Source organism: Fibrobacter sp. UWB16 (genome assembly GCF_900215325.1).
Lineage (GTDB): Bacteria > Fibrobacterota > Fibrobacteria > Fibrobacterales > Fibrobacteraceae > Fibrobacter.
This window is the reverse complement of record NZ_OCMS01000001.1, coordinates 87327-104249: the sequence shown is the minus strand read 5'-3', so window position 1 is coordinate 104249 and position 16923 is coordinate 87327. Positions and strand designations below refer to the sequence as shown.

The window sequence follows — 16923 nt, the reverse complement described above, 5'->3', positions numbered from 1 at the left end:
TCTGCTTCAAGCCTTGTTATTCATCACCCTTTAACTTTTTCTGAATTAGTTCTACAATCAATTTTAGAAATATCGTTTCTATATTTTTTTGTTAAATTAATATAGATCTTTTTGACTGAAGAGCCTTTCGTCATTCAGTAAAAAACAGATGCTTTTATAAAATTCAGGGCTTTGCGTGCGGATAGACTCTCGCTTTAAATGCGGAAATCGTGGGTGAGTCTTTTATCCGCGGGTCAATGGAATGCTTATCTAAAATGACGAAGAATTCGGCGCGTTTGGGTGCAGTTTGCGGTTCCCTAAAATGGCGTAAAATCCAAAAATGTGCTACTAAAATGGACGAATCTCTTCTTTGGTAGCATGAATTTTATACAAACTATACGGATTTGTGCCGTGTCTGGTGTTTTTTCGCATTGAATATGCTACTAAAAGTGAAAAATGCCAGATTTTGTAGTATGTACGCTTAGTTTTCGGTCTGAAATTTGTTAGACAAAGTAAAAAATGTGCTACTAAAAACACAAAAATACTATTTTAATAGCATAAAACTGGCAAAATGGGGCTGTATGTTCTGTTTAAGGCCGCGAACTTCCTACTTACTACTTCCTACTGTCTACTAAAAAGCTATCTTTACCCCGTTCAAATTTAAGACGTGATTTATTCACGAGGTAAATAATATGGCAATGCAAGACATGAATGACCAGGTGATGGCTCGCTTGGCTAAGCTCGACAAGTTCAAGGAAATGGGTGTGGATGCTTATCCGCACAAGTTTAACAGGACCCATGATTCCAAGGTTTTGAAGGAAAACAAGGATGCCTTGATGGTGACCAAGGAACCGGTTGCATTTGCCGGCCGCGTTGTGCGTTTCAATCGCAAGGGCAAGATGTGCTTTATGCACCTCAAGGACCGCTATGGCCGCTTGCAGGTTGTGGTTGCCCGTGACGAAGTGGGCGAAGAAAACTACGAAATCGTGAAGATGACTGACCTCGGTGACTTCATCGGTGTGAACGGTACGATGTTCGAAACGCAGAGCGGTGAATACTCTGTGCGTGCCGAAAAGGTGACGATGCTTTCGAAGGCTGTGCGCCCGCTCCCGGTCGCCAAGGAAAAGATTGACGAAAATGGCAATAAGGTTGTGTTCAACGAATTTGCCGACGTGGACACCCGCTACCGCCAGCGCTATATCGACATGGCTTTGAACGACGATGTGAAGGAAGTCTTCATCAAGCGTTCCAAGATTATGCAGGCAATCCGCGAATACCTCATTGAAAAGGGATTCATCGAAGTCGAAACCCCGACCTTGCAGCCGATTTATGGTGGTGCAAACGCCCGTCCGTTTACGACGCACCACAATGCTTGCGACATGACGCTTTACTTGCGCGTAGCTCCGGAACTTTACCTCAAGCGCTGCATCATCGGCGGTATGGAAAAGGTTTTCGAGTTCTGCAAGAACTTCCGCAACGAAGGTATGGACCGTACGCATAGCCCGGAATTCACTGGCCTCGAATTCTACGAAGCCTACGCCGACTACAACGACATGATGGTGCACTTCGAAAACATTTACGAACGCGCTTGCATTGCCGCTAACGGTACGACCAAGATCAACTACCAGGGCAAGGAAATCGACTTCAAGGCTCCGTGGCCGCGCTACAGCATGATCGAAGCCATTGAAAAGTTCGGTGGTATCAAGGTCAACGACATGAGCGACGACGAAATCAAGGCCAAGATGGAAGAACTCGGTGGTCACCTCGATGGTGAATTTACTCGTGGCCGTGGCATCTTGGAACTCTTCGACCTCACGGTGGAAGGCAAGCTCATCCAGCCGACGATCATCAAGGACATGCCTACCGAAAGCACTCCGCTTTGCAAGAAGCACCGCACGACTGCAGGCCTCATTGAACAGTTCGAACCGTATGCCAACGGCTGGGAACTCGGTAACGCTTATACCGAACTTAACGACCCGATCCGCCAGCGCGAACTCTTGGAAGACCAGGTGCGTCGTGGACGCGGTGGTGAAGGTGAAACCCACCCGATGGACGAAAACTTCATGCACGCTGTGGAAAGCGGTCTTCCGCCGACGGGCGGCGTGGGCTTTGGCATCGACCGTATGGTCATGCTCCTCACGAACCAGCAGACCATCCGCGACGTGCAGCTCTTCCCGCTCATGAAGCCGGAAGTGTAGCATCTCGTTTATTTCTCGCCTAAGATGAACAAACTCGAACTCCTCATTGCTTGGCGTTACTTGGGGGCTCAACGCAAGAGCCTCTTTGTTTCGCTTATTGGTATTTTCAGTATGCTCGGCGTTTCCATTGGCGTGTTTGCGCTGGTGGTGGCGCTTGCGGCGGTCAACGGTTTCGAAGAAGAGGTCACAGCCCAGATGATTGGGAAGGACGCTCACTTTGAACTGATGGCGTATAATGGCAATCCGATTGGTCCGTACGATAGCCTCACGCAGGAAGTGCAAAAGCGTGTGCCTGACGTAGTCGCTTCGTCGCCGTTTATCGTTTACAAGGTGGGCATCAGCTCCAAGAAGGTGAACGATGGCATTGTCATTTACGGCATTGACCCGGCGACTGCTAAGGGCGTGACGGATATCCACAAGTACATCAAGTGGGGAGAATACTCTGTCGATAGTTTGCAGGACATGGGTGGCAAACTCCGTCCGGGAATTATTCTCGGGACTGGGCTTGCGGCGCGCTTGCGCGTTGTCGTTGGTGACAAACTCGTGTTGCAGACATTCCAGAGTCCAGACGAGGCGATGAGTGCTGGTGGCCCGAAGATGATGATGTGCGTGGTGAGCGGCATCTTTGAGACGGGTACTTACGAATACGATGGAAACCTTGCGTATGTCGGCATTTCGGATTTGCAGAAGTTGCTCGGCATGGGGAACACCGTGACCGGCATCCAGTTCCGCATCAAGGATCATTGGAAAGCGGGCGAGGCGGTCGATAGCATGGCGACTTGGCTCTCTTATCCGTACTACGGGATGGATTGGAAGTCCAAAAATATCACGCTCCTCAAGTGGATGAACTACGAAAAGTTCATTGTGGCGGCGGTGATTTGTTTGATTATCTTGGTCGCTGCATTCAACATCATTAGCTCGCTTATCATGGTGGTGATTGATAAGACAAAGGAAATCGGCATCTTGCGTAGCATGGGCTTTAGCAAGGCGGGCGTGATGCGCGTGTTCATGCTGATGGGTAGTTTCATTGGCGTGGGCGGTACCGTTGTGGGTGGCTCGATTGGGCTTATCTTGTGCAAACTGCAAGAGGCTTACCACTTCATTAAGTTGCCGGGCGATGTGTACGTGATTCCGTATTTCCCAATTTCGGTGCATGCGATTGACGTCATTTTGATTTTTTTGATTGGTATTGTGCTTTGCGTGTCTGCAACGCTTTTGCCGGCATGGAAAGCAAGCCGTTTGGATCCTGTGGGGGCGATTAGACATGAGTAGTTTATTGCAAACAGTCGACCTTCGCAGAGTTTTCTCCGAGACGGGTGAAAAACTTGAAATCCTCAAGGGCGTGAATTTTTCGATGGATGCGGGCGAACTTGTGGCGCTCACGGGTTCGTCGGGCTCCGGCAAATCGACGTTCTTGAATTTGGTCGGAATGCTTGATACGCCGACTTCGGGTGAGATTTTGTTCAAGGGCAAGCCGCTCAGTAAATTCAGTAGCGAAGAACGCGATATGTACCATCGGAAGCATGTTGGGTTCGTTTTCCAGTTCCATCATTTGTTGACGGAATTTACGGCACTCGAAAACGTCTGTGTGCCGGGCCGCATTCTCGGGACTCCCGAAAAGGAATGCCGTGAACGTGCTGAAATGCTTTTGGAAACGGTTGGACTCAAGGAACGCCTCAAGCATTTGCCGCGAGAACTTTCGGGCGGCGAACGCCAGCGAATTGCAATTGCGCGTGCGCTCATGAATAGCCCATCTCTCGTTTTTGCAGATGAACCGAGCGGTAACCTGGACGAAGCGAATTCGGCGAAATTGAACGAACTCTTTGGCGAACTTAATGAAAAATTCCATCAGGCGTTCTTGATAGTGACGCACGATGAAAAACTGGCTCAGTTTGCAAAACGCCGTGTGATTATGCATAATGGTGTTATTCAGAATGCGGAGTAGGTGGAAGGAAATTTATGGCAGATATTAACGGTATTTTTTCAGCTAAGGCAAAAGCAGCGCTGCAGGCGGCACGTATTGCGGCCCGCAATTTAGGGAGCGACTGCGTAACGGTAGAACACCTTTTGTTTGGTCTTGTTCGCGAGGATTCTGGTGTTGCCTCGGAAACGCTCAAGGCTTTGAAGGTCAACCTGACAGAACTCAGTGAAACCATCCAGCGTGCGCTGAGTACGAACGGTGGCCTCATGACGGTCGGTGGCGATGCCCACGGCGGCCTTTTGACTTTTACGGCGCAGTGCAAGGCTGTGCTTTACAATGCAGCAAAGATTGCCAAGGAAGAGGGCGTCCAGTTCATTGGCCCCGAACACTTGATGCTTGCCATTTTGCAGCAGACCGATTCTCCGGCGGCAGCAACGCTCTCGACGTACAACGTGACGTTTGAAAACTATCAGGAAATGCTGATGCAAATCAAGCGCCAGGCTGACGGACAGCCGATGGATGATGGTCAGCCCGAAGATGAACCGCGTGAACGTTATACGCAAACTCGTCAGGCGAATCCGCAGTCCCGTTCCAAGACGCCGATTCTTGAACATTTCGGTCGTGACCTCACGGCGATGGCTCGCGCAGGCAAGCTTGACCCGATTATCGGTCGTGAAGCAGAAATTGAACGTTTGATCCAGATCCTTTGCCGTCGCAAAAAGAACAACCCGGCGCTCATTGGTGAACCGGGCGTGGGCAAGACTGCGATTATTGAAGGCCTTGCTCTCAAGATTGTGCAGCGCAAGATTCCGGATTTGCTTGCGAACAAGCGCGTTGTGACGCTTGACGTTGCCGCCATGGTGGCAGGTACAAAGTATCGTGGCCAGTTTGAAGAACGCGTGAAGGGCCTCATCATGGAACTCCAGCGCGTTGGCAATTCCGTGATTCTCTTTATCGATGAACTCCACACGATTGTGGGGGCAGGCGGCTCTGAAGGCAGCCTCGATGCTTCGAACATCTTTAAGCCCGCTCTTGCACGTGGTGAACTCCAGTGCATTGGCGCAACGACTTTTGACGAATACCGCAAGTACATCGAGAAGGATCCGGCTCTTGAACGCCGCTTCCAGACGATTGTCGTGAATCCGCCTACGGTCGAAGATTCTATCCAAATTCTCGATGGCCTCCGCCCGAAGTATGAACAACATCACAATGTGCGTTATACGCCGGATGCTGTGCGTGCTGCCGTTGAACTTGGTGAACGCTACATCAGCGAACGCTTCTTGCCGGACAAGGCCATTGACGTGCTCGATGAAGCGGGCGCACGCGTGCGCTTGAATTCCATCAAGATTCCGCAGGATTTGCAGAACATGGAAGACGAACTTGGCGAATGCCTCCAGAAAAAGGAAGAGGCTGTCGCCAACCAGGATTACACTTCGGCAGCCCAGCTTCGCGCTCGCGAAGAAGAATTGCAGAACAGCATTGCCGAACGCAAAAAGCAGTTGCAGAGCGAAGAATCCGAAACGCCGATTGTCGATGACAACGTTATCCGTGACGTCATCAGCAAGATGACGGGAATTCCGGTTCGCAGGCTCGGTGGCGAAGAAGCTCAAAAGCTCATCCACCTTGGCGATGAAATCAAGCAGCGCGTGATTGGGCAGGACCAGGCTGTGGATGCAATTGTGAAATCCATTCGCCGTAGCCGTGCAGGCATCCGCAACAACAAGCGCCCGATGGGCAGCTTCCTCTTCTTGGGCCCGACGGGTGTGGGTAAGACGGAACTCGCGAAGGTGCTTTGCAAGGAACTTTTCGGTAGCGAAGATTCGCTTGTGCGTATCGACATGAGCGAATACATGGAAAAGCATAGCGTGAGCCGCTTGATTGGCGCTCCTCCGGGATATGTGGGCTTTGAAGATGGCGGTGGTCAGCTGAGCGAAAAGGTTCGCAAGCATCCGTATTCTGTGGTGTTGCTCGATGAAATTGAAAAGGCGCATCCGGACATTTACAACTTGCTCCTCCAGATTTTGGACGATGGCATTTTGACGGATAGCTATGGCCGCAAGATCAACTTCAAGAATACGATTATCATCATGACGAGTAACGCTGGTGCCCGTGAAGTTCGCCATAGCAGTGGCATGGGCTTTACCAAGATGGGCGAGACCGACGATTACGAACGCATGGAAACCGCTATTCGTGAAGAAGTCAAGCGCGTGTTCTCTCCGGAATTCCTGAACCGTGTGGACGAACAGATTGTGTTCCGAGCTCTCTCGAAGAAGGACCTCGTTTCTGTCGTGGATATCCAGATGGGATTCTTGCAGAAGAATCTTTCCGATCGCGGTATCCTCTTGGAAATGAGCCAGGAAGCAAAGGAATTTGTCGTAAACCACAATTACGATGCTTCGCTGGGTGCACGCCCGATCCGCCGCTCCATTCAGAATCTGGTGGAAGACGAAATCGCCGAAGGGCTTTTGCTCGGGACGATGACGGACTTCTCCACGATTTACGTGGGCGTTGAAAATGGCAAGCTCTCGTTCAAGTGCGAAAAGATCAAGTCGTAGTGCTTTGTTACCTCGGCTGAGCCTGCCCCGGACGAGTTCCAGGGTGTCGGGGTCATCTTTTTTTCTATATTTGTCGCGAAAATTAACAATCAACCTATGAGGTTATAAATGTCTCAGATTTCTGCAGTTCTTATCTTCGGTGCACCGGGTTCTGGCAAGGGCACTGTGGGCGCAAAGCTCGCCGCTACGACCGCTCTCAAGCACCTCTCCACGGGCGACATCTTCCGTGGCATCGCTCCGTCTAGCGAATCCGGCAAGCTCCTTGCTTCTTACTCCAGCAAGGGTCTCCTCGTTCCGGATGAAGCAACCGTTGAAATCTTCGGCCGCTTTGTTGAAGGCCTCGTGAACACGAACAAGCTCAACCCGGAAAAGGACACCCTCCTCCTCGACGGTATTCCTCGCACGGTTGCTCAGGTCGATCTCATCAAGCCGATCGTTGACGTGAAGCACATCTTCGTTCTCGACATCAAGGACGAAGCTACTATCGTTGCCCGCCTCCTCAACCGCGCTAAGATCGAAGGCCGTAAGGACGACGCTGACGAAAACGTCATCAAGAACCGTCTCAAGGTTTACAAGGAATCCACCGCTAAGGTTCTCGAAAAGTACGATCCGAAGATCATCAGCCACATCGTTGGCGACAACACTCCGGACGAAGTCTTCCTCGACGTGCTCAAGGCATACGTGGACTTCACGAAGAACGCTTAATTCGTTCGCTGAAACTTATTCAGAATGCACCTTGCCTCGCGGCAGGGTGTTTTTTATTGAACTGTTATGCTCGCCATCGAGCGGGCTCCTCCTCTTTAGTATGTCATTCCCGACTTGATCGGGAATCTCCTTTTTTATCGCTTTAAATTATTAAGGTTGTGTCATTTTCAAGGCGCTTGTCAATTTTTGCAATGCCAAGGATGACGAATCCAAAATGCCGTATTGGAAAGAAATGCGTCGGATTGCGCTTGAGTACAAAGTACGCGTCGTCGATAAAGAAGCTGTCGAGTATTTCGATGGTTGGAAAAATCAGGTTGTTCGCGAACTTGCTCCGATGATGCCTGGCGCCACTCCAGGGCAGATTGCTAAAACTTGCTGCAACGAAATCACAGCCGCAGAAGTCAGCAAATCGCTCGAATTCTTGACGAAGGCGGGATTTCTGAAGAAAGGTGCGGATGGTTCGTATCGCCAGACCGAAAAGAATGTAGCCGCGTCAAAGGAAGGTATGGCCTATGCCGTGCACGCTATGCAGCACAAAATGTTGCAGCTTGCCGATGAATCAATTGAACGATTTGAACCACAAGAACGCAGCGTGTCTAGTGTGACTTTTACGGTCAATCGCGAATGCTATGAACGCATTGTGCAAGAAATCGATTCGTTTCGAAGAAAAATTGCCGCAATGCCTTCGGAAATAGAAAAGGCTGATCAAATTTATCATTTGAATATGCAACTATTCCCGCTAACCTGGAAATTGAATAAAGATGAGGACAAATAATATGAACAAGAGAATTTACAGCTTGATAGCTTTGGGTGCGCTTCTTTTTGTGGCTTGCTCCGACAATTCATCTCCAGTTTCGGGATCGACGAGTGTTCCGAATATGGGAAATAATCTGAATAACCTGCGATCGCCTGTGCTGTGCAGTGTGGCTGGCGTGAAGGATTCCTTGGAAGCCGTGGAAAAAGGGTGTATATGGTCGCCTGAAATGTGGAACCGTACATCGGAATACCGCGTGCACACAGGTTTCGATAATGGGACGAATACTTCGGGTATTTGGACTTGGCATGTAGAACAGAGCGATGGTGGCAATGTACGATTTGAATGGCCTGGTGTGGCTACGGCCGAATATGATTCCATGGCACTTGCCGATGTGATTGACAAGTGCGGTGGTAGCTTGTGTGGTAAGGTTGTATATGAATTGAATGAAAATAAAGCTGATTCCGATGCCGAAAATGTATTTGACAGGCGTGCTTCTGTGGAATTCTATTTTGCGGGGAAGGATTCTTTGGGAAACATTAAAGAAGTCGATGCTAGCGCTTTGCAAGGAATTTGTATGGAATATTCGGGGGATATTACGGTAGAATTTATACCTAGTGATTCTATTGCTAGTTTAAATAAAATATCTACTTATGGGTTCCGTACATATTCGTGGGATTCTGAAAATTCTCTGTCTAAAAGTAAAAAATTGTGCAATATGTGGGGTGGATTTGGATTTTACACTGATAATCAAAATTGGTCTGAAATTGGACTTGTGCCAATGGAAGATGTCCTCGCACATTTAAAGGGCGTTCGATTTATATTCAACTATAATGCAGAAAATACAGACTTTAATATTATAAGTATTGACTGGTATAATTTGGCTAATGTTCCAATGACGGATTCTCATCCTTACGATGGAACATGTGAACCAATTTATGTGGAGACGGTTTTCTGTGAATGCGAGTTCTCGGAAGAAAGTGCTATTGATATGGCTTCGGTTGACGCAAGGCTCTATCTCGATAGAAAGAAGAATAAGGTTGAAAATGATACAGTCCCCCTTTCTGATTTAACGAAAGTATGTTTAAAAAATGCCCTTGATAGCTTGGATAATTTACATGAGATAAGACGGAGTAAGGCATTTGGTTCTGCTCCTTGTGACAATCCTCGACCTCTACAGTTTGCATGCGCCGATGGGTCACATAGTACTACAATTGAGTTTTATGAAAAATATGGGGAATATAAGGATAAGATTGTAAAACCTCTTGCAGAAAAAATGGAAGTTGCTGTTGATTCCCTTTTCGATCATTGCATGTCTTTAAGTGATTAAGTTGTTGTTTGTTTTTAAGTAATTCATTTGCGATTGTGTGAAAATGTAAAAAGCGACTAGAGTAATCTGATTGCTTTTTTTATTAGAAAAAGTTTGTTTTTTATGTATAAACTTTGTATATTTGGCCTTACGATTAAAATAAAAAAGGAGTGTTATATATGAATTACAAAAAGATAGGCCTTGGCCTTTCTCTTTCTATGGCTATGAATTTTATGGCTTGCGGTGATGATTCCTCATCTCCAGTGTCAGCTTCTGATACGCCTGATACGAAGGTGTCTTCTAGTTCTGTTGAGTCTTCTCCGAGTTCTAGTTCTGTGGTTGCAAGTTCTTCGAGTGTTGCTGAAGAACCGTCCAGTTCTTCTGTGAAAGAAGCAGATCCCTGTGGCTTTGCGGCTACGGACGATGTCTGGACGATTTCGTACAAGGGGAGTGATGGAAAGAACAATGCTAAGATTACAACAACGTATGAAATCAAGGGCGAAGACCTTGTCATTCGCGATTCCATCCGCTATACGGGCAGCATGACGAGCATGATGTGCCGCATTGATCCGACTTCTTCAAATAAGTCTTCTGACGGCATTTTTGTGGGTGAACGTTCTTGTGACGAAGATGGAAACACGGTTATCTATGTTTCTAGCACGACGGAAAAAGGTTACTTTGCAAATAGAACTCGCGAAAATGTCTTTCATAACGTGCAGAATGCGTGCAGGGCCGGTATTGAAGGTGGTGAGTTTGACAAGTATACGTTTGTGCCTGAAACAAAATGCGACTTTACCATGGATGATGCTGAATGGAGCTACTTCTATAAGGATGAAGACTTGAAGGGCGATACGGTTCCCAAGAAGAAGCTTGTGTTCCTTGATCCAGAAGATGGACGTTATGTCAATATGAACTACTCGATTTACCCGATGTCCCATCTTGAATGCGTTTCCAAGAACTTTGCCGATTTCAGCGGCATCCACTATTGCACTGCTGATGCATACTTGAACATTGCATCTTCTAGTACATCTTTTGATAAGGCAACGCTTTTTGAAATCGAACAGAAGGCTTGCAAGGAATTCATGCCGGCTCAATCTACCGCAACAGAAGATCCTGAAAACAAGGATCCTGAAAACAAGGGCTCTGGTGAAACGCAGTCTGGCGACATGGTTTCTTGCGACATTCCGGGTGTCTTGGGCGAATGCCTTGAATTCCCGGCAGGTAGCGACGAAGCTATTGCGATGAAGACTCAGTGCGAATCCGTTTTGGAAGGTACGCTTGGCACGGGTTGCGCTAAGTAATAAAAACCGTCTGATTCGCGAAGGTTAAGTTATCCTTCTTACAAAAAAAAGCGGCCGGAGAAATCCGGTCGCTTTTTTTGTAAAAGGAGATTCCCGGTCGGAACCGGGAATGACAGCCTTCGCAGGAATGACAATGCGATTAGGCGAGGGCCTTAATGATAGCGTCGCCCATACCAGTCGTGCCGACCTTGGTGCAGCCTTCCTGGTAGATATCGCCAGTGCGGTAACCCTGAGCGATGACCTTTTCGCAAGCAGCTTCGATAGCCTTTGCAGCTTCTTCTTCCTTGAAGGTGTAGCGGAGCATGAGGGCCACGGAGAGAATCTGTGCGAGCGGGTTAGCAATACCCTTGCCTGCGATGTCCGGAGCAGAACCACCGGCCGGTTCGTAGAGACCGAAGCTTCCTTCGGCGATAGAAGCGGACGGGAGGAGACCCATGGAACCGGTGAGCATTGCGCATTCGTCGGTGAGGATGTCGCCGAAGAGGTTCGGGCAGAGGAGCACGTCGAATTCACGCGGGCGCTTGAGGAGCTGCATGGCAGCGTTGTCCACGTAGAGGTGTTCGAGAGTGAGTTCCGGATAGTCCTTGATGACTTCGTTCACGACTTCGCGCCAGAGAACGCTCGTGGTGAGCACGTTGGCCTTGTCGATGCTGGCAACCTTCTTGTTGCGGAGCATAGCGGCGTCGAAAGCGAAGCGAGCGATGCGTTCGACTTCGTAGCGGCTGTACTTCATGGTGTCAAAGCCGATTTCTTCCTTGGAACCCGGAACGCCTTCGCGGCCCTTCGGCTGGCCAAAGTAAACATCACCCGTCAGTTCGCGGACAGTGAGGATGTTGAAACCATCGCCAACGATGTCAGCACGGAGCGGGCATGCGCCTGCGAGTTCCTTATAGACGCGGGCCGGGCGGAGGTTGCAGAAAAGCTTGAAGTGCTTGCGGAGCGGGAGGAGAGCGCCGCGTTCCGGCTGGAGGTTCGGCGGAAGGTGTTCCCACTTCGGGCCACCGACAGAACCGAAAAGAATACAGTCAGAAGCTTCACCGAGCTTGAGGGTGCTTTCCGGAAGCGGAGAACCGCTTTCGTCGTATGCTGCACCACCGACGTTTGCCCATTCGGCGTTCACGTCGAAACCGAACTTCTTGGAAACGACATCCAGCACGCGGACAGCTTCTTTCATCACTTCCGGACCGATACCATCGCCCGGGAGCACTGCAATCTTGTAATTCTTGCTCATTGTTAATCCTTGTTTAAATTTGAACGGCGTAAAGATAGAAACTTTTGCTGTTATTTGTCCTTGACACAGCGGATTCCGAAGCGGTAGAGGTTGTTACTCATGTTTATCGATCTTTTATAAACTCTCTTGTTCACGCGATTGGTTTGGGTAGACGACATGATGTAATAGTAGCCCCTCTCGTTTACAACGTCTTCCGCACCAATGCACGCCACGGCCTCGTCACTGACATTGGCCAAGTCGTAGCCGTCATTATACCGGTAGCAGGTATTCGGGATAATGCTCATGCCATACGTATCACCACCCTGGCTGTATGAAGGCCATCTGAATGTGTATCTCAAATCGTAGGCATATGTTGCTGAATCGTTTGCTTGGGCAAAGGCGAGCAGGCTATCCCAATCTGCGGTCGTCGAAACATGCCAACCATCGGGGCAGAGGGGGTTCGAACCTGTTGAATCAAACGGGTAAGTGTAGTGTAATCCGTAGATGTCGCAGGAATCTTTTCTGCAGGTGCTGTTTTTAGATTCGTATTTGAGGTTTTCGGCCATCCATGTCGTGCCGTTGATTTCTACAGTCCTGTATTCATGGCCGTCGCGTTCATCGACAAGCGTGCCGTATGTCCCCTTATACCCGTACGCCACCTTCTCTTCGCTCACGCAGCGGACGTTAAACTTAGAGTTTTCCTTGGCGTATGCTTTAGAAACGTACGCAGAATCTGTATAGGCAACTCTATAGGCGACCAAGGTGTATACCGCAGAATCTTTGTACACTGTACTTGACCACAGATAGGTAGCCGTATCTCTAAAATCATCCCTGCCATTCCATATATACCCTTTCATTATAAGCGAGAATCCCAAAGTGTTGTACCCCTTGTAGGTATCATTCTCCTCGGATACCAAATAACGGGCTTTTTTACTAGGGGCTATATACACCAATGTGTCGAATTCTTCCTTTGTGGGCAGGCGCCACCCTGCAGGGCAGGCCGTCAACGCATCTTCGTACAGATAATACCTTCCGTATCGGTTACATGAGAACGAATTAATATCGCGGGTTCCTCCATTACAGATGCTGCTGTCAGTCTCAAAATTCAGGTTTTCCGCCATCCACTTGGTGTGCCCGATGTCTATGGTCTTGTAAGTCCTGTTATCGCGTTTATCGGTAAATTCCCCATATTCAAGATTGGGGTTCATTAAACTCAATGTATCATCAATAAGGCGACCCTTCATGCAAAGCACCCCGGACACGTTCGCGGTATCGTCACTTAAAGTCGCGATATTCGAGCCTTTCTTAAATATTACGGTTCCCGTTATTTCGCCCTTCTTGCTCCCTCCTATAGGAAATGTGACCCCATCACTGTCCATGGGCTTAATACCGACACCAAGTGCATCAAGGGCGTAATCGTCGCCCCATCCTTCTTGCGCCTTGAGCGTGTACCCTGCATAGCAGGAGCCACCGGCAGTATATAGAAGATCTTCCCATTCGCTTCTGCCAGGAATATGCCATTCAAAGGGGCACGTCTTTTTGCCTTTTTCTTCAATGAATAGATTAAATGGGCCATATTCAAAATAGTAATCGCTAGAACTGCGTATCCATTTTGAAATATAGGTGCTGCCGTCTGCTTCTTTTCTACACTTGTTTTCTCCGTTTTTATTGCAAGCCTTTGTGCTAATAAAAGATTCTGGTTCAACTCCGTTACACACCTTGCGGTCATCGCCACGCACACCCAATGTAGTCGTCGGCCTAGTTACATCGGGAATCAAATCTCCTTTGATGCACCGCAACGAGGCTGAGTCCGTAACATTTGCGGGACCATGGACTCCGGCTCCCGAATAGGAGAATCTAATGAAGTCTGGTGAACCGGACGACCATTGCGTAATTGTAAAGAAATCAAGGGCTGCTTGATCATCTTTTCCCGGGACGGCGATTGATAAACCATACGCATCAATTCCCTCGTAATAATCATTATCCTTGGAAAATAGATACGGAGAGAGACCAGACCATTTGTGGAAATCGGGCGACGACCCATACAGTTTGTCTAGCAACTCAACCCATTCCCATGCAGCCGGAATTCTCCATCCATCCGGGCAAATTCCCTGTAGAGGCGGACTACACTTATCATGGAGTCCACAATGTGATTTAGTGGAATCGAGAATATCACCCCAAGTGTAGATTCTTCCATATTTGGTGCAGTCCTTGTTGTCTCCTTTATGGCAACCGATGCTAGATGCTTTCGCGTAGTTCAGGTTCTGTGCCATCCATGTTTGCCCATCAATGGTAACGGTTTTATACTTGTGACCGTCGCGCTTGTCGGTAAACGAGCCCGTCTCGATTTTAGAGACATCGAAAAGGGAACTTGACGAAAGCGGAGCCCTATGGGAAGAGCTGGAACTAGTACTGGAACTGGAGCCCTTCTTGCTCGAACTGGAACTTTTTTTGCTAGATGAACTAGAATCCTCTTCTTGAGATGTTTCATCATCAGGTGCGGAAACGGATGACTTGTCATCTCCGCAGGATGTCATGGCTAACAAAAATGCTGTTAGTAGAATGAAAATTTTATTTCTCATAGAGCCCTATTTTGATGACCGCTGCAATAATGTTTATATAAAGTTTTCTTTATAAAATATAAATTACTGGTGCTTTGAAACAAGGTTCCTTGTATGAAATTTGTACTTAAAATAGGTTGATGGCGTGGTTATAAAAAAAAAGGAACCTTGCGGTTCCTTTCTCTTGAAAAGTCGATGAAATTATTCGTCGGCAGCGGTACTCTTGGGCTTAGCGCAACGGTCCCTAGACCAGTTGGTTTGCTTGAAGCAGGCACTTCTGGTGTAACAACATCCCTCGGCGTTGTTAGTTGTTATTTCGCAATTGCAAGCGATTCCGTCTCCTTTCTTCTCTTCGTCGATAAGTTCACCGTTAGCGCAGACCACCATGAATCCGCCTTTGTGATAACTTGTGTTGATGCAGGTCTGCAGGGTGTTGTGGCATTTGCCGAAGTAGGTTCCCAAGGCGTTGCACGATACGCGGCGCGTCTCGTTTGTAAGGTCAAACTCGAAAGGCCCCACTCGGTCATTAACGTCAGTGTGGGTATAGTCTTTCCAGTTGTATCCTGTAACGGTCTTCACGGCCATTTTTTCTTCGGGAATCAGGGCCTTCCATTTATTTTTCGTTTCGAAATCCCTGAACGGCGGGTAGTCAGGATCTTCATCCTTGAGAATTTGTTTGCAACGTTTCTCGTCGTAGCAGGGGTTTGGATTGGAGGGAGATCCCACCATTGGTTCACCCCAGCATGGATCACAATCAGAACATTGGTTTATGTCGCATTCGTAATCCATTATCTGTGGATCGGTGCCCTCTCTACAAGCGACGGGACATTTGTAATTGTCCTTGTCGAGCGGGTCGAACTTGTTATGGAGTCTTTCCCATTGCCCGTCGACGCACCTGTACATGATGGCGTTGTTGTTGATGTCGTTGTCGCACCTCAGTTCGCCGTTAAGGCATTCGCCACAGATAGCCTTGTCGGTACGGCATGACTTGTTGCCGCATATGGAAATGGCCTTCTTGGCTTCGCCGGCGACGCACTCGTAGACGGTTCCCTTTCCGGCTTCATCGTTGGTGCAGGTGTGTTCGTAGTTCGTGCATTCGCCGCAACCGTTGTCGCGCGGGTCGCAGGAGAATGCTCCGCAACTTTCTGTTACCTTCTTTCCGTTTTCGCAGCGGGTGACGGTTGCGTGGAAATTTTTGTCTTCGGTACAAGTCTGGGGGGCACTATTGAGGCATTTACCGCATGCCGTTCCTTCTTCGTTACATGAGACTGTACCGCAAGAGCGGTTCACAACGACTCCTCTTATGCATTCCTTTACGAATCCGATGTCGGCATCGCTGTTGCTGCACTTGGTTTCGTAGCTGTCGTTGCATTCTTTTTCAAAGACGTCCTTGTTGGCGCATTCCTTGCTCTTGGTATTGCAAAGCACGCCTTCGTCACAGGGGGAACTCTTACAGACGCAGACTCCGTCGTTTTCTGTACCGCCGGATGCCTCGCACAAGTCGGCGAAGGTGGGTTCTGTAGAAGAACTGGACTTGGAATCCGAAGAGTTTTCGACAGGTTCACTCTGGTTTCCGCAGGCACCCGTGATGGTGTTGCAGAGTACGCCTTCGTCACAGGATGTTTTCTTACAGACGCAGATGCCATCTTTGGCATTACCGCCAGACGCCTTGCACAAATCGTTGAAGGTAAGGTCGGTAGAAGGGTCGATGGGGTCGGATTCCGGTGGAACATCGGAGGGCTTGCTCTGGTTCCCGCAGACTCCCGTGATGGTGTTGCAGACAGCACCTTTGTCGCAGCGTTCGCTATCGCAGATGCAGATACCGTCTTTTGCTTTGCCGCCGGAAGCTACGCACAGGTCAGCGAAGGTGAGTTCTGTAGGGTCATCGCTGGATTTAGAGTCGCTGGATTTTGAATCCGGTGGTATATCAGTGGGCTTGCTTTGGTTGCCGCAAATACCTGTAACGGTATTACAGACTGCACCGACATCGCAGAGCTCTTTTTTACAGACGCAAACACCGTCTTTGGTGGTACCTCCAGAAGCCTTACACAGTTCGGTGAACTTCTTGAGTTCGTCCTTGGTCATGGACGAGGAACTTACCTTGCTGCTGCTAGATGATTTTTCAGATTCTTCATTGGAAACGGGGATCCAGTTTTCGTTGTGGCAGTAGTATTCGGCGTCTTCTTTTTTGGCGTATACGGTGTCGCCTTCGTTTTCGTCGCCACATTTTCCAAGTTCGTAGATCGACTCGACTTCCGTAATGATTTCTCTTGGGAGGTTCTCGTCGCTAGACTCGTTGCTACAGGCTACAAAGATTGTAGCAGCTGTAGTGGCCGCAAATAAAAGGGCTGGAATTACTTTTTTCATGATTTTCCCCGATAATCAGGATAAAGAAATAAAATTTTGCGGAAAATTTAAATAGAAAAACAG

General features: G+C 48.6%; 11 protein-coding genes. 8 read left to right on the top strand and 3 right to left on the bottom strand.

Features of this window, described 5'->3' with window-relative positions:
* Nucleotides 1–671: 671 nt before the first annotated feature.
* From lysS to CRN95_RS00385, 8 genes are all read left to right on the top strand, one after another.
* The gene (gene lysS, locus CRN95_RS00420; protein WP_088629583.1) at nucleotides 672–2177 is read left to right on the top strand and encodes a lysine--tRNA ligase; all 1506 of its coding nucleotides are present in this window, start codon (nucleotides 672–674) and stop codon (nucleotides 2175–2177) included.
* 24 nt (nucleotides 2178–2201) lie between these two features.
* Nucleotides 2202–3449 carry an FtsX-like permease family protein gene (locus tag CRN95_RS00415; protein ID WP_088629584.1) on the top strand — a complete coding sequence of 416 codons (1248 nt, stop codon included), beginning with the start codon at nucleotides 2202–2204 and terminating at the stop codon, nucleotides 3447–3449.
* Nucleotides 3442–4122 carry an ABC transporter ATP-binding protein gene (locus CRN95_RS00410; RefSeq protein WP_088629585.1) on the top strand — a complete coding sequence of 227 codons (681 nt, stop codon included), beginning with the start codon at nucleotides 3442–3444 and terminating at the stop codon, nucleotides 4120–4122. The genes CRN95_RS00415 and CRN95_RS00410 overlap by 8 nt, the downstream gene beginning before the upstream one ends.
* A gap of 14 nt (nucleotides 4123–4136) precedes the next feature.
* Nucleotides 4137–6653: an ATP-dependent Clp protease ATP-binding subunit gene (locus CRN95_RS00405; protein WP_088629586.1), complete on the top strand. Its 2517-nt coding sequence runs from the start codon at nucleotides 4137–4139 to the stop codon at nucleotides 6651–6653.
* Nucleotides 6654–6761: 108 nt separating this feature from the next.
* The gene (locus CRN95_RS00400) at nucleotides 6762–7358 is read left to right on the top strand and encodes a nucleoside monophosphate kinase (protein WP_014547240.1); all 597 of its coding nucleotides are present in this window, start codon (nucleotides 6762–6764) and stop codon (nucleotides 7356–7358) included.
* A 163-nt stretch (nucleotides 7359–7521) separates the two neighbouring features.
* Nucleotides 7522–8133 (top strand): DUF4423 domain-containing protein, encoded by a 612-nt coding sequence (locus tag CRN95_RS00395; protein ID WP_255405729.1) that lies wholly within the window; start codon nucleotides 7522–7524, stop codon nucleotides 8131–8133.
* Nucleotide 8134: 1 nt separating this feature from the next.
* Nucleotides 8135–9442, top strand: a complete 1308-nt coding sequence (locus CRN95_RS00390) for a hypothetical protein (RefSeq protein WP_097019788.1) — start codon at nucleotides 8135–8137, stop codon at nucleotides 9440–9442.
* A 158-nt stretch (nucleotides 9443–9600) separates the two neighbouring features.
* The gene (locus CRN95_RS00385; RefSeq protein WP_097019787.1) at nucleotides 9601–10722 is read left to right on the top strand and encodes a hypothetical protein; all 1122 of its coding nucleotides are present in this window, start codon (nucleotides 9601–9603) and stop codon (nucleotides 10720–10722) included.
* A 139-nt stretch (nucleotides 10723–10861) separates the two neighbouring features.
* Here the strand turns inward: CRN95_RS00385 and leuB are convergent, their stop codons facing one another.
* The 3 genes from leuB to CRN95_RS00370 all read right to left on the bottom strand — a co-directional run bounded on the left by leuB (nucleotide 10862) and on the right by CRN95_RS00370 (nucleotide 16860).
* Nucleotides 10862–11953 carry a 3-isopropylmalate dehydrogenase gene (gene leuB / locus CRN95_RS00380; RefSeq protein WP_014547244.1) on the bottom strand — a complete coding sequence of 364 codons (1092 nt, stop codon included), beginning with the start codon at nucleotides 11951–11953 and terminating at the stop codon, nucleotides 10862–10864.
* Nucleotides 11954–12003: 50 nt separating this feature from the next.
* Complete coding sequence (locus CRN95_RS00375) at nucleotides 12004–14469, bottom strand: FISUMP domain-containing protein (protein ID WP_159462247.1); 2466 nt, start codon at nucleotides 14467–14469, stop codon at nucleotides 12004–12006.
* 225 nt (nucleotides 14470–14694) lie between these two features.
* Nucleotides 14695–16860, bottom strand: coding sequence for a hypothetical protein (locus tag CRN95_RS00370; protein WP_097019785.1), 2166 nt, complete (start codon nucleotides 16858–16860; stop codon nucleotides 14695–14697).
* Nucleotides 16861–16923: the final 63 nt, after the last annotated feature.